Origin of the sequence: Pseudomonas sp. EGD-AK9 (assembly GCF_000465935.2) — a bacterium.
GTDB lineage: Bacteria > Pseudomonadota > Gammaproteobacteria > Pseudomonadales > Pseudomonadaceae > Aquipseudomonas.
Genome location: NZ_AVOF01000440.1, coordinates 1 through 19,215, shown reverse-complemented (window position 1 = coordinate 19,215; position 19,215 = coordinate 1). Strand labels below are relative to the sequence as shown.

Annotated in this window: 19 protein-coding genes and 1 pseudogene; 7 read left to right on the top strand and 13 right to left on the bottom strand. The window is 62.6% G+C overall.

Annotated elements, in window-relative coordinates; genetic code table 11:
• Positions 1–364 (top strand): ABC transporter permease (locus tag N878_RS18205; RefSeq protein WP_021445013.1); only part of this gene is annotated, 364 nt, incomplete at its 5' end.
• Positions 365–939: 575 nt separating this feature from the next.
• Here N878_RS18205 and N878_RS18200 read toward each other — a convergent pair.
• Positions 940–1,878, bottom strand: coding sequence for a LysR family transcriptional regulator (locus tag N878_RS18200; protein WP_021445011.1), 939 nt, complete (start codon positions 1,876–1,878; stop codon positions 940–942).
• Positions 1,879–1,967: 89 nt separating this feature from the next.
• Between N878_RS18200 and N878_RS18195 the strand changes: the two genes are divergently transcribed.
• Together N878_RS18195 and N878_RS18190 are read left to right on the top strand one after the other, a co-directional pair.
• Positions 1,968–2,786, top strand: coding sequence for an NAD(P)H-dependent oxidoreductase (locus N878_RS18195; RefSeq protein WP_031303444.1), 819 nt, complete (start codon positions 1,968–1,970; stop codon positions 2,784–2,786).
• A complete protein-coding gene (locus tag N878_RS18190; RefSeq protein ID WP_021445009.1) occupies positions 2,783–3,073 on the top strand; it encodes a hypothetical protein in 291 nt (96 codons plus the stop codon). Before N878_RS18195 ends, N878_RS18190 begins: the two co-directional genes overlap by 4 nt.
• A gap of 698 nt (positions 3,074–3,771) precedes the next feature.
• Here N878_RS18190 and N878_RS18185 read toward each other — a convergent pair.
• The 6 genes from N878_RS18185 to N878_RS18160 form a co-directional block, all read right to left on the bottom strand.
• Positions 3,772–4,371, bottom strand: a complete 600-nt coding sequence (locus N878_RS18185) for a hypothetical protein (protein WP_021445008.1) — start codon at positions 4,369–4,371, stop codon at positions 3,772–3,774.
• Positions 4,372–4,484: 113 nt separating this feature from the next.
• Positions 4,485–5,084, bottom strand: a complete 600-nt coding sequence (gene wrbA / locus N878_RS18180; RefSeq protein WP_021445007.1) for an NAD(P)H:quinone oxidoreductase — start codon at positions 5,082–5,084, stop codon at positions 4,485–4,487.
• Positions 5,085–5,130: 46 nt separating this feature from the next.
• Positions 5,131–6,612, bottom strand: a complete 1,482-nt coding sequence (locus N878_RS18175; RefSeq protein ID WP_021445006.1) for an aldehyde dehydrogenase family protein — start codon at positions 6,610–6,612, stop codon at positions 5,131–5,133.
• A gap of 167 nt (positions 6,613–6,779) precedes the next feature.
• Positions 6,780–7,358 (bottom strand): nuclear transport factor 2 family protein, encoded by a 579-nt coding sequence (locus N878_RS18170; RefSeq protein WP_021445005.1) that lies wholly within the window; start codon positions 7,356–7,358, stop codon positions 6,780–6,782.
• 297 nt (positions 7,359–7,655) lie between these two features.
• A complete protein-coding gene (locus N878_RS18165; RefSeq protein ID WP_021445004.1) occupies positions 7,656–9,368 on the bottom strand; it encodes a sigma-54-dependent Fis family transcriptional regulator in 1,713 nt (570 codons plus the stop codon).
• Positions 9,369–9,969: 601 nt separating this feature from the next.
• Positions 9,970–10,899: a LysR family transcriptional regulator gene (locus N878_RS18160; RefSeq protein ID WP_031303442.1), complete on the bottom strand. Its 930-nt coding sequence runs from the start codon at positions 10,897–10,899 to the stop codon at positions 9,970–9,972.
• Between the two features lie 156 nt (positions 10,900–11,055).
• Between N878_RS18160 and N878_RS26975 the strand changes: the two genes are divergently transcribed.
• From N878_RS26975 to N878_RS18150, 3 genes are all read left to right on the top strand, one after another.
• Complete coding sequence (locus N878_RS26975) at positions 11,056–11,256, top strand: hypothetical protein (RefSeq protein WP_021445002.1); 201 nt, start codon at positions 11,056–11,058, stop codon at positions 11,254–11,256.
• 94 nt (positions 11,257–11,350) lie between these two features.
• On the top strand, positions 11,351–11,830 hold the full coding sequence (locus tag N878_RS18155) for a VOC family protein (protein WP_021445001.1): 480 nt from the start codon (positions 11,351–11,353) through the stop codon (positions 11,828–11,830).
• Positions 11,831–11,990: 160 nt separating this feature from the next.
• Positions 11,991–12,443: a MerR family transcriptional regulator gene (locus N878_RS18150; protein ID WP_021445000.1), complete on the top strand. Its 453-nt coding sequence runs from the start codon at positions 11,991–11,993 to the stop codon at positions 12,441–12,443.
• Between the two features lie 69 nt (positions 12,444–12,512).
• On the opposite strand, the pseudogene N878_RS18145 reads toward N878_RS18150, so the two are convergent.
• Positions 12,513–13,049, bottom strand: a pseudogene (locus N878_RS18145) (acetoacetate decarboxylase (ADC)); the annotation flags it as partial.
• A gap of 80 nt (positions 13,050–13,129) precedes the next feature.
• Here N878_RS18145 and N878_RS18140 point away from each other — a divergent pair.
• Positions 13,130–14,371 (top strand): NADH:flavin oxidoreductase/NADH oxidase family protein, encoded by a 1,242-nt coding sequence (locus N878_RS18140; RefSeq protein ID WP_021444997.1) that lies wholly within the window; start codon positions 13,130–13,132, stop codon positions 14,369–14,371.
• A 132-nt stretch (positions 14,372–14,503) separates the two neighbouring features.
• Here N878_RS18140 and N878_RS28475 read toward each other — a convergent pair whose 3' ends face one another.
• The 5 genes from N878_RS28475 to N878_RS18120 form a co-directional block, all read right to left on the bottom strand.
• Positions 14,504–14,713: a hypothetical protein gene (locus N878_RS28475; RefSeq protein WP_156350896.1), complete on the bottom strand. Its 210-nt coding sequence runs from the start codon at positions 14,711–14,713 to the stop codon at positions 14,504–14,506.
• A 13-nt stretch (positions 14,714–14,726) separates the two neighbouring features.
• Positions 14,727–16,775 (bottom strand): pyridoxamine 5'-phosphate oxidase family protein, encoded by a 2,049-nt coding sequence (locus N878_RS18135; RefSeq protein WP_021444996.1) that lies wholly within the window; start codon positions 16,773–16,775, stop codon positions 14,727–14,729.
• Positions 16,776–16,828: 53 nt separating this feature from the next.
• The gene (locus N878_RS18130) at positions 16,829–17,455 is read right to left on the bottom strand and encodes a glutathione S-transferase family protein (RefSeq protein WP_021444995.1); all 627 of its coding nucleotides are present in this window, start codon (positions 17,453–17,455) and stop codon (positions 16,829–16,831) included.
• A 138-nt stretch (positions 17,456–17,593) separates the two neighbouring features.
• Complete coding sequence (locus N878_RS18125; protein ID WP_031303441.1) at positions 17,594–18,484, bottom strand: LysR substrate-binding domain-containing protein; 891 nt, start codon at positions 18,482–18,484, stop codon at positions 17,594–17,596.
• Positions 18,481–19,215 (bottom strand): LysR substrate-binding domain-containing protein (locus tag N878_RS18120; protein WP_021444993.1); only part of this gene is annotated, 735 nt, incomplete at its 5' end. The genes N878_RS18120 and N878_RS18125, both read right to left, overlap by 4 nt.

The window sequence follows — 19,215 nt, the reverse complement described above, 5'->3', positions numbered from 1 at the left end:
GGCCCTGCACACCGCCGGCGTGCTCGGCCGGCTGTTCGCCGAGGCGCTGGAAAACACCCCGCGCGAACCGGCCGAAGCCATCCGCCTGAGCGGCGGCGGGCGCATCAATGCCTTCTGCTACGGCACCCTGCCCGGCGTCTGGCCGCAACTGGTGGCCTATACGCTATACCGCTGGGAGAACAACATCCGCATGGCCAGCGTGCTCGGCTTCGTCGGCGCCGGTGGCCTGGGGCAGATGCTCTACGTGTCGCTCAGCCTGTTCCAGGAAGCCCAGGCGGCCACGGTGATCCTCGCCATGCTGGTGCTGGTGCTGGCGGTCGATGGCCTGAGTGGCTGGGCGCGGCAGCGCTGGGTGAGTGGTTGAGTTGACCTGTGCTTCATTCAGCGCCAGAGGCTCGAAAGGCCCAGCCCCAGCCCACAGCTGCTGAAACTGGGCATGCCGAGCAGTGAACCACACCACCACGCCCCGCACGTGACGCCCATGGCCACACGCGCCTTCGCTGCCTGGCTGGCGCCTGCCGCCAAAGCAGATCGCCCCTGAGTCAGGGGGCCTGCGCCCCAGAACGCGCTTTCACCACTAGCGATTCGTCCGCCAGTCATCTGGAGAACACATGAGCGCCGATCTCATTCTCCACAACGGCCGCCTGCACACGGTCGACCGCGAGAAACCCCAGGCCAGCGCGCTCGGCGTCGCCGTTGCCTGCGGCAGACGCCCTATATTTCGCTAGGGTTCCTGTAAGCCCTGGCGGCCAAGGCAATTCCGGTCATGTTGCTGCCGGTGCTGGCGGTGAATGGGTTGAGTATTTGGGGGGAGGCAGAGGTAACAGGCAACAACCGGCCAGAAGCAGACGATCACTATTTCCGGTTTGAGGCCATGCCTGCCGCGAATACCAGAGACTGCGCGCGCTACGTGAGGTCGCATTTGAATAATGCGATTAACTACCTAGTCTGACAGTTCGATTCAGTTGAACCGGATGCCCGAGAATCGGCTACGAGAGCGATGAACTCACGCACCCATCGGAAGCCGGCGTGCCCATCCGACCGCTCATGCCAGAACATGCCAATCGCAAAACCCTCCACCGGCAATGGGGGAGCTACGCACAGCAGCTGCTCGCCACGACCTTCTACGAGACGACGTGGAACCAAGGCCACACAATCCGACTGCGCGACCAACTCCGGCACCGGAAGGAATGACGAGGCTGACAGAACTACATTACGCCGCAGCCCCCGCGCTACCAAGGCGTTATCCACCGAGGTAGAGAAGCCTCCGCCGCGTAGTGACACCACGACATGTTCCAGCTGCGCGAACTCTTCCACCGTCAGGTCCGCGCGCAGGCTTGGATGCCCACGGCGCCCGATCAGCACGTAACTCTCATCATAGAGGTGTTGCGAGCGCAGTGCGGGCGGAGCCCCGTTCATGTTTATCACGGCCAGATCCACCTCGCCGCGGGTCATCTGCAGCTCCAGCTGTGGCACGTCCAGGATGCGCAGTGCGATACGGACACCCGGCGCTTCGCGCCGCATGGCGACAACGAGATGCTTGATCAAGGCCGCCTGAACGTAATCCGTGCAGGCGATTGATACCGTCAGGCTCGCCGTCGCGGGCTCGAAATTCAGGTGAGTAGTTACGGTGGCCCTTACTTGGTCAAGTGCTTGGCGAAGCGGGACGAGCAGCTCCAAGGCTTTGACGGTGGGGGTCATTCCACGCTGCGCGGGGATCAGAAGAGGGTCGTTGAAGACGTCGCGCAGGCGGCTCAACTGCGCGCTGACCGCTGGCTGGCTCAAATGCAGACGGACAGCCGCCCTAGTCACGTTCTGCTCGATGAGAAGGGCCTCCAACGTCACAAGCAGATTGAGATCAAGGCGTCTGGTATCCATCGAACTTATGCTAGCAGGAAAATTTTGCGATTTCACAGATGGTCCGAGCCCCGCGACACTCCAGCGACATCACAGCGGAGCGGTCCTTCATGTCGAAAAGAGTACTGATCATCTATGCCCATCCCGAGCCTTCGTCGCTAACGCGGCAACTGGTGGATGTGTCTGTTGAATGCTTGACTGCACAAGGGCACGAGGTCCTGCAATCCGATCTATATGCCATGGGCTGGAAAGCAACGTTCGACGAGCACGACTTTCCTGAGCGGGCCAACCCTCAGCGGCTGTCGTTCGGCGCAGAGTCCGCCCACGCCTATCGTCATCGCCGCCAAAGCCCTGACGTGGCGGCAGAGCAAGCCAAGGTTTTAGCGGCAGATGCTGTCATCTTCCAGTTTCCACTTTGGTGGTACGGCATGCCGGCCATCATGAAGGGATGGATAGATCGCGTCTGGGCAGCCGGACTCGCCCACGGCTACAAGGACGCCGGCAACACCTACCGCTATGGTGACGGGGCCTTCAAGGGCAAGCGGGCCATGTTGTCGGTCGCTGTCGGTGGCCCCGCAGAAGACTACTCGCCGCGCGGTATCAACGGACCACTTGAGCAATTGCTGTTTCCGATCACGCACGGCTCGCTCTACTTTCCCGGGTTCGATGTGCTGCCTACGTTCGCCATATACGGCACTGGCAACTTGACCGCCGCAGGTGCTACCGCAGCCAAAGAGGCTTGGCGCACCCGTCTCGAGGATTTGTTCACAGACGCGCCAATACCCTTCCGGCCCCAAAACGGAGGGGATTACACGCCCCGCAACGAGCTTAAACCGCATGTGGCCGTCGGCCAGACCGGCCTAATGGCGCACGTTGCTGATGGTGAAACAGCCCAGCGGCAGCAGCTGGAAACGGAGGGGGTGTTATGAAAACCTTCGTGATCCTGACTCGCCGCGCTGATGGAGCGGCAGAGGACTTCAAGCGACTGGCGAAACCGGAGCTAGTGCACGTTTGGCAAGGCTTCGCTGACGGTATTGTTCGCGCAGTCCATGGGCTGGCCGCTGGTCCCGGTGCAGCGTTTGAGCTGGAGTCCGCGACCTTTGAAGAGGCTCGTGAATACATCGAGGCGCTGCCTTACGTCAAAGAGAATCTGCTCCACGTGCAATATTGCGCGCTCAAGCCCTTCTCGGACTACGAGAGACTCGTTTCCTCTTGATTAACGATCAGCGAAACCCCGTTTGAACGGCGCTACATGCTGCAGCAAGATTTGCTCGCAGCATGCACGCTGCGCTAAGCCGGGATTCGTTTGATGCGAGGTGGGCTGGAGCAGTACGCTTTCGTCCTCTCTCAAGGCGCAAGTAATGAGCCACACGGTGCCCGTGCGCTGTGCTCTATCTAATCGATTTGAATCAGTTCCCCGGAGCAGGCCTCAGGTCTACACCGGGGTGTCGCAGTGCCCAATAGCAAATTTCTCAATTGCGGTACGCGAAACAGCCAGTTGCTGAGCTTATGAGGCAGCGGCGCGCAGTGGCGCTATGAAGAAACCAAGTCGTTCCTGCTTCATCATTTGAACGTTGATAGGCGGTGGTGAGCTTCACCACCTGACTACCCTGCACAGCCCAGCAGTCCTCTCATGGATGCTCACCGCTGGCTGGCAAAGCTCAAAAGGCGAAGCAGGAACAGCCGAGCGTGCTCCGGTAGCCTTGGCGATTATTCACTTGCACATTGCTGCGGCGCCCAGGGTCGTGCTGGTGCGCAGGGACTCTTTTGCCCGGATACGACGGCTACCGGCCAGGCATCAGCGGCACGGCCAGCGGAGCCAAGCTTGAAGGTGACGGCAGAAGGCACAAGGCGGACCAGATGGCGCCGGCGGGGCCGAGCAAACCGCCGGCAGCGCAGATGCTGCGGCGACGTTCATCGTGAATATCCTGACTCAGGATCGTTCCTCTCATGATCGTGAGACCTCAACCAGACGCCAAAGGCGCGCGTGGCCATGGGCATCAGCAGGTACACCACGAGCAGAACGATACTTAGAGTGATGAGTGCATTGCTCAGCAAGTAACCGCCAAGCCAGGGAACAAGCTGGAACAGAGGTTGCCAAAGCAGCGGCATCAGCAGGCTCAGAGGCAGAATCACGAGAAAGGTTACGCAGCTTTGTTTCCAGCGTGGCGGAGGTGCTTGGACGGTTTCCGGTACGAACCAGAAATCCTTGCCTTGAGCGATCTCCAACTGGTCGCCATCGCAAAGAAGCGGTACGACCTCGGCTACTAGCTGGCGCCTTTGTTCCGAGCGAATCCAGTTTTGCAGCTGCTCTAAGCTGGTGAAACGCAGCACGCATGTGAACTGTGCCACGTCGGGTCGCCAGCTACGCATCACGTCCACCCCGAGGTGGCCGGGGCATTGGTTGGCCGTGGCGATGATGCGACGCAACCAGGTCTCGTAGCCCGGCACGTGGTTTGGGCGAACCTGATGGCGCACCACCAGGGTTACGGCTTCAGGTTGCGTCTCGCTCATGTTGGATACTCTGCTCAAAGCCTTGGCCCTATCGATCCAGCGGCGCGCATCGATGCGTGCCACCGGTCGAGTCAAGGGCCGTTCGGTCGTTATGGGGCCAGGTACTTCTCGTTCTAGCCGTGTAGCTTTGATGCGATCCGCGCAACGTGTTCGCCCTGATGACGTGCTATTTCCAGCTCACGCTCATCTGGCTGCCTGGAACCGTCGCCACCGGCAATGGTAGACGCACCATAGGGAGTACCTCCTCCTACCTTGGAGACATCAAACAGCGCTGGGGTGGTATAGCCGATCGGCACTATGATCATTCCGTGATGGGCCAACGTGGTCCAGGTGGAGGCAATGGTCATCTCCTGGCCACCGCCCGTTCCGGTTGAGGTAAACACGCTGGCGACCTTTCCTGCCAGAGCACCTTGGGCCCAGAGCCCGCCTGTTCGGTCGAGGAAGTTGCGCATTTGTCCGGACATGTTGCCGAAGCGCGTCGGGGTGCCAAAGATGATTGCATCGAAATCGGCCAGGTCTGACGGCAATGCCTCTGAGGCACTCTGATTCGTCTTGCCGCCTGCTGCGGCAAAGGCTTCCGGACTCATCGTTTCAGGAACCCGTTTGATCACAACCTCCGTTCCCGGAACGCTGCGGGCACCTTCGGCGACCTTGTTCGCCATGGTCTCAATGTGGCCATACATGGAGTGATAGAGCACTAAAACTTTAGCCATTGCCATTTCCTCTGGATAACGTGCTGTTTATAGATGCGGCGCTGGTTTACACTTGGGCATCCATCAGGCCTGGATTGAGCGTGATCGTTCTGATCTCGGTGAAGTCGTCAATCGCAGCCACACCATTCAGACGGCCGAGGCCCGACTGCTTGCAACCGCCCTCCTCGGTGTCTTCGCCGAGTGCACCCCACTCGTTGATCCAGACCATACCCGCCTCGATCCGGGGCGCGATCCGCAACGCTTTGGAGAGATCGCGCGTCCAGATGCTCGCTCCCAGGCCATAGATGCTGTGGTTGGCCAACGCAACGGCTTCCTGTTCCGTCGCAAACCTCTGCATGGTGACCACCGGCCCGAACGTCTCTTCCTGGACGATCGGCATCGTCGGATCGCTCACCTCGAGAAACGCGGGGCGAAAGAACGCGCCTTTCGACAGCCTGCCTTCGACCGCCGGACCACCTCGCACAATGGTCTGCGCGCCCTGAGCAATGGCGCGCTCAACCAGGTTATCGACGCGCTCGACGTTCTCGCGGTCGATCATCGGGCCCATGTCGCTGGACAGGTCTGCCGCAGGCCCGACCTTTACCGCGCGCAGGCGTTCGGCAAAGCGTTTGCGAAACTCGTCGGCGATCCCTTCCTGCACGATCACCCGCTGCCCCGTCACACAGAACTGGCCCGCAAACACCGTCACTGACTTTTCCAAGATGGGTAGCGCGAGATCGAGATCGGCATCGTCGAACACGATCGATGGCGTCTTACCACCGAGCTCCAGCCCAACGCGCTTGAAGTGCGGTGCGGCGCTGAGCGCGATCGCCTTGCCGGTGCCAGTGCTACCGGTAAAGCTGATGATCGGCACCTCCGGCGAGGCGACGAGATGCTTGGCGCCATCGCCAGTCTCGTCGGTAAAGACATTAATCACGCCGCGGGGCAGTGCCGTTACGTTGCTGAAGATCTTGGACAGGGCCGAGGCGATCTGCGCGCTCTTGCCCGGCACCTTGACGATTACCGCACAGCCGGCCGCCAACGCAGGTGCGAGTGATCGTACCGTCAGGATTATCGGGGAATTCCACGGCACGATGATTCCCGCCACGCCCATTGGCTGGCGCATCATCATCGCGATTCTGCCCGGTCTGGAGTCCACGACCCGTCCGGCCTCAGTGCGCGCGATACCGGCAAAATATCGCAGTGACGGCGCGCAGAGATCGACTTCGAAGCTGGCCTCGCGTTGAATCTTGCCGTTTTCGGTGCAGAGGATCTTGATGAGCTCGCCCCGATTGCGTTCGAACGCGTCTGCAAGGTTGTCGAGCACGCGCGCACGCAGCTTGCGGTCGTGCACCCAATCGGTCTCGTGCATGGCGCGTTTCGCCGCGGCGATGGCCGCTTCGACGGTTTCAACACCCCCTTCGGCATAGGTACCTATGACCTCATAGGTAGCAGGGTTGATGGATCCACGGATCGTGTCCGCGCCCATCCACTCGCCACCGACCCAATTCAACGCATGTCGGGAGGTGTGCGGGGTATGAATATTCATGGCTAACTCCTGCGTGTTGCCTGGTGTGAAGTATCGGGCCCTGTCCTGACGCGTAGAGAGGTTGGCAATGATGAACTCTCCCCTCCGGGCGCCATCTGCCGGCACGCCAGGAGTGCTTTCGCTCTCCGGGATGCCGGCACAAGGCTTGGTCCTCGCGACCGAAATCGTTAATCCGCGGCCACCGTAAAGGGGGCTGCGTTCGCAGAGGTCTTCACAGTCCAGGCGCCAGACTGTCGGAAGGAGCTGGCAGACGCGTAGGTATCTTCCATGAACTGGAAATAGGTCATCTTGCCGTCACGTACCTTGGCATGGATGGAGAACGGCGACGTGAATACCTGGTCGACTGCCACGGACCGATAGGTGAACTTACCGAAAATCGCCACATCCTCTCCGGAGGAGATTTTGGTGCTGATGGTGAAGTCTTCGATTTTCCAGTAGTCCTGGACCTGCATGAACAATGAACTAAAGGCTTTCGGCCCCTTGTTTGTGCCCGTCCAAGGCATGATTTTCCTTAACTCCGGGTTATCGAAGTTGAGCGAAACATAAGTGGCGTCGGGAGCCGCCAGCTTCTCGGCAGCGGCCTCAACCTTATCGGGCGCAGTATTGGCCAGGAACTCCATGACGACCGAAAGCGAAGCCGCAGACTGTGCTTCGCTAGTTGACTGCGCGACCACGGGAGTAACAGTCACAATGCACGCAGCGAGGGTGATTGCTGCAAACAGCGACTTGATTTTGGGGATGTTCATGAGCTTCTCCGTTAACTACCGTTTGTGATGCATGAGACCTAGTACGTCGCCAAGTGCTGGTGAGTACTCGGCAACTGGTAGTACTTGAGCAAAGGGTATGCCATTGCCCAAGATACTGGAGAAAAACCATATTTATCAGCGGGATAGATTTATAAAGGAAGGAATTTTGGTCAAGTCCTTTGTTTATCGAAGAAGGGCAAAATTTATCATTTGATAAATCACGGCAGCGCATTGATTATTTGGTTAATGTCACAAAAACTTCGCAATCGATTTGATCCATCCGCGAAGACAGCGAATTCACTCAGTCGCATCCTCATCAAGGATGCCGCTTTTCTTGAGACGGTAAGCCAACGCAGGTCGAGTTAACCCGAGGATTCGAGCGGCTTGTGCAACGTTTTGCTGAGCGAGGTCCATTGCCCGTCGCATCAGCTGCTCTTCTACAGCTTCCAGGCTTATGTTTCGTTCGAAGATCTGCGTGACCCAATCGGCTGAGCTTTCCGTGTCCTCAGCCTGCACCAGCGCGCCATCGGCATTGAGACGATCACCATGCAGATTGCCTGCCTTTGGGAAGACCGCAAAAAGAGCGTCCTGCCCTATGGTTTCATTGCTGTCAGTCAGGATGACGCCGCGCTCGATCACATTCTCCAATTCGCGGATGTTTCCCGGCCAAGCGTAACTGAGACACAGCTCTAGAGCCTTGTCTGACAAACCTAGCGTGCGCTTGTGATACTGCAGATGAAACTTGCTTAGAAAGTGTTCGACCAGCAGCGGCAGGTCCTCAAGCCGCTCGCGCAGCGGGGGGACCTGAACCGGAAACACATTCAGGCGGTAATAAAGATCCGCGCGAAACCGGCCCGCCTCGACCGCATCGGTGAGGCTCTCATTGGTGGCAGCAATGACCCGCACATCGACCTTGTGGGTCCGAGAGCCACCCACACGTTCGAGTTCCCCCTCTTGCAGCACCCTTAGTAAGGTCGCCTGCGCTCTGGGGGTCAGTTCTACCACTTCGTCCAGAAAGATGGTCCCGCCGCTGGCGCGCTCGAAGCGTCCCGGGCGGGTCTGATTGGCGCCGGTAAACGCCCCTTTCTCGACGCCGAACAGTTCGGCCTCGATCAAGTCTTGCGGAATGGCAGCGCAGTTCACCGCGATAAACGGTTGCTCGGCGCGCTCGCTACGAAGATGGACGCTCCTTGCGATTACCTCCTTGCCGACGCCGGTTTCTCCGAGCAACAGAACCGAGATCTTGCCCTTGGCTGCCTTGTCGATCGTCTTGCAGACCATCATGTAGGCGGGAGAGCGCCCTATGCCGTAGTACTGGCCCTCTTGCTTCTCCAGGCACGTGCGCAGCGAGCTGATCTGCGATTGCAGCTCATACAGCTCCTCGATGATCGGATCGGCTTGAAAGTAGCGTCTGAATTCTGCGGCGTTTTCCCATTGCTCGGCGGGTTTGCCAATGATGATGCAGCGCTCATCGCCGCACCCGCGACAGCTGGTTTCCTGGATGATGATTTCGCGTTTCATGAACGAGGAGCTGTACGCACAGGCATAGCCCAGCAAGGACCAGCAAACGGGCTCATCCATCAGGCCCACCTCGGTCAGACAGCTCTCGACCTCAAAGGAATCAATCCATTCAAGCTCGCAGTAGAAATGGCCGGCCTCCTGATCCACTTCCAACTGAATGGGCTTCGCATTGACCATGCCCTTCAAGGAGTGCAACTGCGGTCCAACCAGGAACATTTCCAGCTCCGGACTGTTCGGCCTCAGCTTGCGGGCCATTTCGGCGTCTTTTAGTCCGGATTGGTAGCCAAGTCGCAGGAAGAATCCCTTGGCGCGCTCGATCCCCAGGCTATTGATGAGTTCACGGCGGAAATTAGCCATCGCCGACACCTGCATCAGCAACATGCGCTGCTCGCCGAACCAGATCTTGCCTTCCGTGCTTTGAAAGCGAATCTGTTCACTCAGGTCCTGAAAGTCCGAATGCTTGATCCCTGAGCTGTAGCTGATCGCCATTGAAGGAGGCCTCGATTATTGTTTTGAGCGGCTCGATTGATCTGTGCCAGCGAATGAGAGGACCGAAACGAGTGAGCGTGACATCACACGGTTCCAGTCAGTATGGATGCGTAGAGCGGGCCTGCTCCGGAGAGGCCGCCAGGGCGGCGCAGGGTTGACGGATAGCACCGGAGCCATGATCAAGGGCTGATCAACTACGCCGGCCACGGCTCAAGTCGATAGACAGGGCGAAAGCCGAGCGCTACACGAACACTCTCCCCCATTGCTTCGATTACCAGGCCAATGCCTGCTCGAGGACCGGGGTGAACGCAGTGACTGACTCTCGTACCTGCAATTTCAGGCAATCTCATAATCGTTGCTCTGAACGGTAGCCTAGCCATAAGCCTTTACCGGCCTGCCAATACGCGCTAAGCCAGCGCCCAGTGCGGGTTAGCCGAATACACCCTGGCAGCCACGGTACGGCGAGCGGTATGGAACATCGACACCGATCCTTTTCCTGTCAGACGCGAATAGCGCGCTCAGCTGGAAAAAGGATAAGTCGGAGAGACCCTCGCCATAAGCCTGGGAAAATCGAATCGGTGTTTCGTTTTTTTCGAACGAGTCACTGCTGTGAATGCGGACTGGTTGCCAGCATCTGGTCCCAAATGGGCGGGTTGCCGATCTGCTCGCTAAGGAAGCTGCTCAGCGCGTGAAGCTTGGGCGAGTTTTTTTGCGATTGACGGTAGACCACAGAAATATTGCCTCCTCGCGGGGCATAAGGCTCCAACACCTCTATCAGTTCACCGTCCACGATGGCTTGCGCGGCCAGAAAGGTGGGCAATATAGCCAGCCCGAGGCCTGCTTTCGCCGCCTCCATGAGTTGGTGACCACAGTTGGTGCGCATTCGGCAGCGCACGCGAAATGACTCCAATGTGTCGTTCACCGGCAGCGTCCACATGCCGTGTGGTTCGCGATTAACGTAGAGCAAGGCGAAATGCTGAGCGAGGTCTTGCGGTATCTGTGGCGTGCCATGTGCATTCAGATAGTCGGGGCTGGCACAGATGATATGGCGGTTGGGTGTGATGATTTTGGCCACCAGCGAAGAGTCCGGTAACTCGCCAATACGCACCGCCGCATCGAAGCCCTCTTCATGCAAGTTGACGCGCCGGTCGTCGAACTCAACGTCCAAGTACAACTCAGGATATTGCTTGGCAAAAGACGCCAAAAGCGGCGTCAGATATCGCATACCGAACGCCATCGGGGCTGCAATACGCAGATCTCCGCGGACACTCGACTGGGACGTCAGAACTGCATTCTCGGCATTTTCTATGTCAGCGAGAATTCCGGTGCAATGACGGTAAAAAACCTCACCCGACTCGGTCAGGCGAGTCTGCCGACCACGCTCCAGCAGGATGCATCCCAGGCGTTTCTCCAGTTGCTGAATGCGCTGGGAAACCATCGACTTGGCCGTGCCCAAACGACGAGCGGCCTCGGAAATACTCCCGGTGTCCACTACAGCCACGAAAGCATGCATTTCAGATAGTTTATTCATGCTCTTATCCACAGAAATTGACTTGCATGCTTTTCAGACTGACCGCCCAGGCGCAGCTGGTTCTGCACAATACCAGCAGAAAGCAGATTTATCGGCGGGATCGAGGGACCGCTACGGGGCGGAAACCACTCCTCACGAGCGCAGGGCACATCCTGTGTGCCGGACAGCGGTTTTGAATCGGAGCAGGCCGACCTGACGCTGGGCCTTGGGCCGAAGCAAGCCCAGGGCTACGCCGATCTGAGGGTTACTGCTCATGTTCGTGCAGGCCGGCAGGCGCCCACGCTTCGCAAGGTCAGCACGACCATCCGCTACGACGGCAAGCACCACCCGTTCGATCCGTTTCGCGATTCTGGATAAAAAAGCCGCAGTCGTAATGACGAACCAGGCAAACACTAGCCAGCCCCACTGCCGTCTAGACTCCTGAGTCTCAACCCATGGCGGGAGACTCAGGATGACCAGCAAGAACACCATCTGCCTCTGGTACGACCGCGACGCGCTGGAGGCGGCGACCTTCTATACCGAGACCTTCCCGGACAGCGCCGTGCTGGCCGTGCATCACGCCCCCGGCGACTACCCCGCCGGCGAGCAGGGCGATGTGCTGACGGTGGAGTTCAGGGTGATGGGCATCCCCTGCCTCGGCCTCAATGGCGGCCCGGCGTTCCAGCACAACGAAGCCTTCTCCTTCCAGGTCGCGACCGACGACCAGGCCGAGACGGATCGCCTGTGGCACGCGCTCATCGACCACGGCGGCCAGGCCAGCGCCTGTGGCTGGTGCAAGGACAGATGGGGCATCTCCTGGCAGATCACCCCGCGCGTCCTCACCGCCGCCATCGCCAGCCCCGATCGCGCGGCGGCCAAGCGTGCGTTCGAGGCCATGATGGGCATGAGCAAGATCGATATCGCACAGATCGAGGCGGCGCTGAAGTCTTGAGTCCCGGCGTTTGGCGCCGTGCGTTCGGACAACCAGGAAGCGCCCGCGGAGCAAAGGCACGAGCTGGCAGCCTTGCGAGCCAGAGCTGCCGGTTGCCGAGTTAAAGGTTAAAGTTGGGCTTAACCCTTTAACCGGCTTGCAGCACAGGGGCAGCACAGCTATGAAAATCGGCGAACTGGCGCTGCGCACCGGCCTTGCGGCTTCGCGCATTCGCTTCTACGAAAGCATCGGCCTGCTCAGGCTGGTGGAGCGGCAGGCCAACGGTTATCGCAGCTATCCGCAGGAGGCCGTGCTGGTGCTGAACCTGATCACCACGGCGCAGCAGGCCGGCTTCAGCCTCGACGAGCTGCGCACGCTGCTGCCGCAGGACCTGTCGCAGTGGGAGCACGGCAAGCTGCTCGACACCCTGCACGCCAAGGTGCATGACATCGAGGCGCTGGAGCAACGCCTGGCGCAGAGCAAGACGCACCTGCTGGCGTTGATCGACGAAATCGAAAGCAAACCGGACGACCTCGACTGCGCGGCCAACGCCAAGCGGGTGCTGTCGAAGATGAACCTGGGCGAGACCAGCGAGATGCCCAAACGCGCCGGCAAAACCGGCCAGCGCGCCTGAGGCTGCAATCGCCTGGGGGGCGCCGCGCGCACCAGCCGTTGATGGCTGGCGCACGGCCCGCCCAACCTTTCACCGCAGCATCTGCGCCAGGGGCTCGGGCGCATGGAGCGCGCTCTGGAAGTCCGGCACGTATGCGTCCTTCATCACCCTGCCCAGCTGCAGCGACTCGATGTAGCTCGACAGACTGCCATCGCCGAGCTTGAGGCTCACCGAATCCGCGTTCGAGTTGGAGGCATGGCGCAGCTGCCGGGAAACGGCCTAGCCATAGGCCAGCTCGCCGTCGTGGCCGATATTGGTGAAGCTGTTGGTCACTAGCTCGGGGTCGCTGGACAGATCGGCGAGCTTCTCCACCTCGAAGGCGAGGTCGAGCCTGCCGGTTTCGCTGTCGGCGATCTCGAAGACGAGGCGCTTGCCAGTCTCGCGACAATCGATGGCGGTCAGCCACTTCGACAGGTTGTAGCCGACCACGCCCCGCACCCGCGCCAGCTCGGTATTGACCGGCAGCTTGAGCACGTAGCCCCAGAAGTCCTTGGACAGCGACTGGCCGACCAGGCTGATCGGCCCCAGGTTGGCGTTGCCGGGCTTGTTGGTGACGATGGACAGGGCGAATCGCGTGCAAATGCCCATTGACATTAAAGTGAGCTTAAAGGTTAAGGTCGCCTCACTTTCAGCCGAGGAAGCGCCCCATGAACCTGTTCGCCCCCCTTGTCCTGCCCAATGGCTCGATCATCCCCAACCGCATCGCCAAGGCGGCGATGGAGGAGAACATGGCGGACGCCGAGCACGCGCCGTCGGAACAGCTGCTGCGCCTCTACCAGGCCTGGGCCGAGGGCGGCGCCGGCCTGCTGATCAGCGGCAACGTGATGGTCGACAGCCGCGCCATGACCGGCCCGGGCGGCGTGGTGCTGGAGGACGATGCGCAGCTGGCCAGGTTCGAGCACTGGGCGCGCACCGGTCGTGCTCGGGGCGCGCAGTTCTGGCTGCAGATCAACCACCCCGGCCGGCAGATGCAGGCCAACCTCGGCCAGCCGACCTGGGCACCCTCGGCGGTGGCGCTGGAGCTGGGCAAGCTGTCCAAGCGCTTCGCCACCCCGCTGGCGATGACCCAGGCGATGATCGACGAGGCGATAGCGCGCTTCGTCCGCACCGCCCGCCTCGCCGAACGGGCCGGTTTCAGCGGCGTGCAGATCCACGCGGCGCACGGCTACCTGCTCAGCCAGTTCCTCTCGCCGCTGACCAACCGGCGCAGCGACCAATGGGGCGGTTCGCTGGAAAACCGCGCGCGCCTGCTGCTGGAGATCGTCAAGGCGGTGCGCGCCGAGGTGGCGCCGGGCTTCGCGGTGGCGGTCAAGCTCAACTCGGCGGATTTCCAGCGCGGCGGCTTCAGCGCCGACGACGCGCAGCAGGTGGTCAGGCTGCTGGGCGAGCTGAAGGTGGACCTGGTCGAACTGTCCGGCGGCAGCTACGAGGCGCCGGCCATGCAGGGCGAGGCCCGCGACGGCCGCACCCTGGCCCGCGAGGCCTATTTTCTGGAGTTCGCCCGCGAGATTCGTGCGCTGGTGAGCATGCCGGTGATGGTCACCGGCGGCATCCGCCGTGCGCCCGTCGCCGAGCAGGTGCTGGCCAGCGGCGTCGAGATGGTCGGCATCGGCACGGCCCTGGCCATCGACCCCAACCTGCCGCGCGACTGGCAGCGCGGGCAGCACAACGCGCCGCAGCTGCCGCCGATCACCTGGGGCAACAAGGTGCTGGCGTCGCTGGCCAACATGGCCGTGGTCAAGCACCAGCTGCGCAAGCTGAGCCAGGGCCGCGACACCCACCCGCAGGTATCGCCGCTGTGGGCGCTGCTCCAGCAGCAGCTGAACGATATGCGGCGCTCCCGTCAGTACCGTCGCTGGATGGCGCGGCGCGCACTGGCCAACGGCTAACAGGCCGTCCCAGGCGGGCTGGTTATGGCAATCGCGTCTCTGAGCTGGCTCACAATGGTCCGGCGCTCACTGGCCCTCAGCGTGCGTCGTGCGCACCGCCAGCGAGCTTATGGGTGGAACACACCGCGCGCCCTACGACAGCGCACTGGCGCTGCCCCCGGCCAGCCATCGCCATAAGCGCGTCGATGCCGAAACGGAGGATCGGCACGTCGGCATTTCCGCCGAAACCAGCAGTTGCGGCAGCAGATACCCGGCCTCGACCTCGCTCTGAGCACAGTACGAGTGGCGCATGGCCTGGGCGCTGTCGCGCCAGCTGGGAGTGGGATGGGTTTGCCCGTTCATCTCGCCTGCCTCCTCAGAGATCCAGCACCAGCGGCTGCGTGCCGCCTTCGCCCTGCGCCGGCACGGCGCAGCAGATCAGCACGCTGTCGTCTTGCGGCAGCTCGGCGGGCGGATTCGGGTAGTGCACCTGGCCGCTGACCAGACGCGTCCTGCAGGTGCCGCAGGAACCGCCGCGGCAGCTGAACTCGGGGCTCAAGCCGCGGCTTTCCGCCAGCTCCAGCAGGCTGCCGCTGCCTGGCGTCCAGCGCGCCTCCTTGGCCGAGGTGGTGAAGTACACCGGCACCGGCTCGCTCGCCGCTGGCGGCTGCACCAAGGTGGCGGCCTGGCCGTCCGTGCGGCGCGTGAGCGTCGAGGGGCCGAACGCCTCGGCGTGGATGCGCGCGTCGGCGACACTCAGGTCGCGCAGGCCGTCGTAGATCGCCTGGGTAAAGGCGGCCGGGCCGCACAGGTAGAAGTCATGGTCGTCGAACGCCAGGGCCGCCTTGATCTGCGCCAGATCGAGACGTCCCTGCTGCTCGTAGTCGCGCCCGAGCACGGCATCGCTGCCCGGTGCGCTGAGGGCACGGTGGATGTGGAGCAGGCCATTGGCACGTTGCACCAGCTCGCGCAGCTCGGCCTGGAACGGCAGGTCGGTCAGCGTGCGTGCGCCCTGGAAGAAATGCATGCGCCTGCCCCGCCCCAGCGCCACCTGTTCGCGCAGCATCGACAGCAGCGGCGTGATGCCGACACCCGCGCCGATCAGCACCAGCGGCCGATGGGTGTCGCTGTTGAGGGTGAAGCTGCCCAGCGGCGCACGCACCTCCAGCACATCCCCGACCTGAACCTGCTCGTGCAGATGCCGCGACACCACGCCCTGCGCCTTGACGCTGATGCGCAGGACGCCATCCGACGGCGCGCTGGACAGGCTGTAGGTGCGCAGCAGGGTTTCGCCCGCGGCGCTGCTGATGCGAATGGGCAGGTGCTGGCCGGCGGCGAAACTCGGTGCGGCGCCCTGCTCCGGCGCCAGCACGAATGAGCGGATATCGCTGCTCTCCTGCTGCAGACTCAGTACCCGCCAGCGCTGCCACTGATTACGCTGCTCGCGTTCGCGCAGACGCGCATCGGCTTGCGCCCAGGTGCCGGTCATCAGGCTGGTCGGCGCGTACTCATGAAAGGTCCAGCGCAGCGAAGCCGCCGCCGGGCGCAGCACCACCTGCTCGACGTCGAAGGTCCACAGCCGCTCGGCGCCCTCGAAGGCCTGGATCAACGGGCTGTCGAGAATGATCTCGACGCGGCCGGCCAGCTGCAGCACGTCGCCCGTGGCGAAGTCGACGAACAGCAGGCCGGCGCGCGGATTGACGCTGAGGTTGCCCAGGGTATTGAAGTGCAGGTTGCCGGCGTAGTCGGGAATGGTCAGGCGATTGCCCTCCACCCGCACGAAACCGGCGCGCCCGCCACGGTGGGAAACGTCCACCGAACGACGGCCATCGTCGTGCTCGACGTAGCTGGCGACGAAGAAGGTATCGGCGCCGCGGATCATTGCCGCGCTGCGTGCATCCAGCTCGCTGGCGTCGTGACGCGCGCTACCCCGTCCAGCCGGAGAGCGGCTGTATTCACGCAGCTGGATATATTGCGGGCAGTTGCCGAAGGAATGCTCCACATCGATGTCCAGGCGCTGCGCCGAGGCCTGGCGGATATGGCCGTTGATGCGATTGCGCCGCCGCGTGTGCAGCTCGATACCCAGCAGGCCGATGGCCTCGCCGGCGCCCAGGCCGGAGGTGGCCGGGTCGAGCGGGTCGAGCGCCATGGCGGCGAGATCGAACGCCAGCCGGCGCGGGTCGGGCGAGGTGACGAAGCCCTCCTCGCCCTCGATCAGGGTGGCCCAGGGCTGGCCTGCGCCATCCACGGCACCGGCGATCATGAAGGGCAGTTGCCGGTAGAAGTCGCGATGCTGGTCCGGCATATGGTCGCGGATCACCTTCTGCCCGAGCACTTCCATGCGCTCGGCGACGCCGACCTTCTCCTGCAATTGCTTTTCACCGGCGTGCCAGGGCGAGTGCCGATGGCTGGGAAGCTGTTGCATGTTCTGCCCTCCACGAGAGGAGCCGCCGGGTAAACCCGGCAGCTGGCGGTGACTCAGGCTTGCAGGCCGGCGGCGGTACGCGGCATCGGCACGAACCCCGGCAGCGCCTCGATGCGTGCCAGCCAGGCGCGGATATTCGGGTAGGGCTCCAGCGAGACGTTGCCCTCCGGCGCATGGGCAATGTAGGAGTAGTTGGCCACGTCGGCGATGCTCGGCTTGTCGCCGGTGAGGAACGGGGTTTCGCCCAACTCGCCTTCCATCACGGTGAACAGCGCGTGGGCGCGGTTGATCACTTCTTCGGTGTTGAACGAGTAGCCGAATACGGTGACCAGGCGCGCGGCGGCAGGGCCGAAGGCCACCAGCCCGGCGGCTACCGACAGCCAGCGCTGCACCCGTGCGGCGGCGGCCGGCTCCTGCGGCAGCCAGTCGTCGTTGCCGTAGCGCTTGGCCAGGTAGACGAGGATGGCATTGGAGTCGGCGACGACGGTGCCGCCGTCATCGATCACCGGCACCTGGCCGAAGGGGTTGAGGGCGAGAAACTCAGGGGTCTTGTGCGCGCCCTTGGCCAGATCGACGAAGATCAGTTCGGTGGGCAGCTGCAGCAGCGACAGCATCAGCTCGGCGCGGTGGGCGTGACCGGAACGGGGAAAGTTGTACAGCTTGATGGCGGGACGGGACATGGTGATGATTCCTTCGAGGTGGGCTTAGGTCTCCGCGAGACGACTGGCCTTCGCGACGATGGGGCCATGTTCGCCCCATCCAACCTGGAGAAGAATCCCCACTTAAGGCAATCCACTATTTCACTTTATGCAATGAGCTCAGACCTGAAAGGCTGGATGGGCGCGCAGACGCGGTACGGCGAAGTCGAGAAAGCTGCGCACCCGCGCCGCCGCCCGGCGCCCCTCGCGGTAATACAGCTGCACCGGCACGGGCGCTGTAGCGAAGTTTTTCAGCACCGCCTGTAATTGCCCACTCTGCAACTCCTGATAGGCCTCGTAGCTCAGGCAGCGGGTCAGGCCAAAACCGGCGAGCGCCGCGCGGATCGCCGCCTGCGGCGTGCTGCAAGTCAGCCGCGGCGCGAGCTTCACCGCGCCGTCCACAAAGCGCCATTCCCCCGCATGCCCGGTCGAAGAACGAGCGATGGTGCGGTGTGCGTGCAAAGCCTGCGGGTTGGCGGGCCAGCCCCAGCGCTGCAGATAGGCGGGTGCCGCACAGACCAGCGGTCGCGCCCACCCCAACGGCACGGCGAAGCCGGACGAACTGGGCAGATGGCCGACCACCACGGCCAGGTCGATGCCCTCCTCCAGCAACCTGGGCGGCTCTTCGCGCGCCAGGGTGGCCAGGCTCACCTCGGGAAAGGCTGCCAGGTAGTCGACGGCAATCGGCGTCAGCACCTGATGCGTCATCAGCAGCGGCAGGGCCAGGGTCAGTTGCCCGGCGGGATTGGCGTGCAGGCCGGTCACGGAGCGCTCGGCCTCCTCCACCCGCTGCAGGATGCGCTGGCAGCTGTCGGCGAAAGCCGCACCCGCCGGACTCAGGCTGACGCCGCGCGGACCGCGCAACAGCAGGGTGCTGTCCAGACGGCTCTCCAGCGCAGCAATCGTACGCATCACCGTGGCCTGCGACAGCTGCAGCGCCCTGGCGGCCGCCGCCAGGCTACCGGCCTGCGCCACGGCGAGGAACACCTGCATTTCACGGTGATGGCTCATGCTGCGGGTGGTGCGCCGGCCGCGCGCAGGGCCGGATCGGCGCGAAAGCTGGCGGCGCAGTGGTCGACGAAGGTGCGCACCTTGGCCGACACCTGGCGCCCGCCCTGGTGAATGATGTGCACCGGCAGGGCCGGTGGTTCGAAGGCTTCGAGCACCAGTTCGATCTCGCCGCGTGCCACTGCCTCGGCCACCTGGTAGGACAGCACGCGGGTGTAGCCCCAGCCCAGGCGTGCGGCGCCGATCGCCGCCTGGTTGGAGCTGACGGTAAAGCGTGGACGCGGCATGAAACCGAAGGGCCCGTCGGCGCCGATGAACTGCCAGTGCGACAGCAGGTTGCTGGCGCTGGACATGACGATGGGCGCATCGCGCAACTCATCCGGATGACGCGGGCGGCCGACGCGGTCGAGAAAGGCCGGCGCGGCACATACCACCGGGCGGATCTGCCCGACCTGCAGCGCCGGGTGATCGCCCTCGGGCAGCGAGCCGATGCGCACGGCGACGTCGATGCCCTCCTCCAGCATGTTCACCACGCGGTCGACCAGCAGCGCATTGACCTCCACGTCCGGGTGGGTGTCGAGGTACTGGGCGATGCGTGGAATCAGGAACAGCTCGCCGAACATCACCGGCGCGGTCACGGTAAGCCGCCCGCGCGGGCGCACGCTGCCGCCGGCGGCCAGCTCCTCGGCCTCCTCCAGCTCCAGCAGGATGCGCCGGCAGTCCTCGACATAGCG

Excerpts from the sequence above, each read along its gene's own strand:
- N878_RS18175 (WP_021445006.1), bottom strand. The coding sequence starts at position 6,612 with ATGAATATTCATACCCCGCACACCTCCCGACATGCGTTGAATTGGGTC.
- N878_RS18165 (WP_021445004.1), bottom strand. The coding sequence starts at position 9,368 with ATGGCGATCAGCTACAGCTCAGGGATCAAGCATTCGGACTTTCAGGAC.
- N878_RS18140 (WP_021444997.1), top strand. The coding sequence starts at position 13,130 with ATGAACCTGTTCGCCCCCCTTGTCCTGCCCAATGGCTCGATCATCCCC.
- N878_RS18155 (WP_021445001.1), top strand. The coding sequence starts at position 11,351 with ATGACCAGCAAGAACACCATCTGCCTCTGGTACGACCGCGACGCGCTG.
- N878_RS28475 (WP_156350896.1), bottom strand. The coding sequence starts at position 14,713 with ATGAACGGGCAAACCCATCCCACTCCCAGCTGGCGCGACAGCGCCCAG.
- N878_RS18160 (WP_031303442.1), bottom strand. The coding sequence starts at position 10,899 with ATGAATAAACTATCTGAAATGCATGCTTTCGTGGCTGTAGTGGACACC.
- N878_RS18150 (WP_021445000.1), top strand. The coding sequence starts at position 11,991 with ATGAAAATCGGCGAACTGGCGCTGCGCACCGGCCTTGCGGCTTCGCGC.
- N878_RS18125 (WP_031303441.1), bottom strand. The coding sequence starts at position 18,484 with ATGAGCCATCACCGTGAAATGCAGGTGTTCCTCGCCGTGGCGCAGGCC.
- N878_RS18135 (WP_021444996.1), bottom strand. The coding sequence starts at position 16,775 with ATGCAACAGCTTCCCAGCCATCGGCACTCGCCCTGGCACGCCGGTGAA.
- wrbA (WP_021445007.1), bottom strand. The coding sequence starts at position 5,084 with ATGGCTAAAGTTTTAGTGCTCTATCACTCCATGTATGGCCACATTGAG.
- N878_RS18130 (WP_021444995.1), bottom strand. The coding sequence starts at position 17,455 with ATGTCCCGTCCCGCCATCAAGCTGTACAACTTTCCCCGTTCCGGTCAC.
- N878_RS18170 (WP_021445005.1), bottom strand. The coding sequence starts at position 7,358 with ATGAACATCCCCAAAATCAAGTCGCTGTTTGCAGCAATCACCCTCGCT.
- N878_RS18195 (WP_031303444.1), top strand. The coding sequence starts at position 1,968 with ATGTCGAAAAGAGTACTGATCATCTATGCCCATCCCGAGCCTTCGTCG.
- N878_RS18190 (WP_021445009.1), top strand. The coding sequence starts at position 2,783 with ATGAAAACCTTCGTGATCCTGACTCGCCGCGCTGATGGAGCGGCAGAG.
- N878_RS18200 (WP_021445011.1), bottom strand. The coding sequence starts at position 1,878 with ATGGATACCAGACGCCTTGATCTCAATCTGCTTGTGACGTTGGAGGCC.
- N878_RS18185 (WP_021445008.1), bottom strand. The coding sequence starts at position 4,371 with ATGAGCGAGACGCAACCTGAAGCCGTAACCCTGGTGGTGCGCCATCAG.